This window comes from Rhodococcus sp. R1101 (assembly GCF_000278445.1).
In the GTDB taxonomy this organism is placed as follows: Bacteria; Actinomycetota; Actinomycetes; order Mycobacteriales; family Mycobacteriaceae; genus Rhodococcus; species Rhodococcus gordoniae.
Genome location: NZ_AJVB01000896.1, coordinates 1 through 659 on the forward strand (window position 1 = coordinate 1; position 659 = coordinate 659).

Here is a 659-nt window from a genome sequence, read left to right on the forward strand (position 1 = left end):
GTCGAGGTCGAGCTTCGGACGCATGAGGTTGTTGCCGCCGGCGTAGATCGTCACGAGATCGGGACGCATCGCCACGGCGGTCCCGAGCTGCTCGTCGATGATCGGTCGCAGCAACCTGCCCCGGATGGCGAGGTTCGCGTACGCGAAGTTCTCCGACCGGCGCGCCAGCTCGCCGGCGACGAGATCGGCCCAGCCGCGTAGCCCGTTGGGGCGCGACGGATCCGGATCACCCACACCCTCGGTGAACGAATCACCGAGAGCCACGTACCTTTCGAAACCCACTTCGACCTCTCGACTCACACGTCGGTACTGAACCGGATACCACCGTCGGGGATCTTCACTCCCGGCCACACCCGGGCACCGCGCAGCAGCTCGCATCGCGCACCGATGTCGGCGCCGTCACCGATCACACCGTCGCGGATCAGGGCCCGCGGACCGACCCGTACCCCGAAACCGATGATGCTCCGTTCGACCACCGCACCGGCCTCGACCCGCGCACCGTCGAAGATCACCGCGCCGTCCAGGCGGGCACCCGCACCGATCTCGGCGCCGCGGCCGACGACCGTGCCGCCGATGAGCAGGGCGCCCGGGGCCACGGAGGCACCCGGATGCACGAGCGACTCGCCGCGCTGCGGCGGGAGCGCCGGGGACGGAGCGAT

At 70.3% G+C, this 659-nt stretch carries 1 protein-coding gene and 1 pseudogene; both read right to left on the reverse strand.

All coding sequences use genetic code 11. The features are described 5' to 3' along the window. A partial coding sequence (locus R1101_RS0125065) for an SGNH/GDSL hydrolase family protein (protein WP_037225338.1) occupies nt 1–282 on the reverse strand: 282 nt, incomplete at its 3' end. 14 nt (nt 283–296) lie between these two features. Next, nucleotides 297–659 (reverse strand): annotated as a pseudogene (locus R1101_RS0125070) (NDP-sugar synthase); the annotation flags it as partial.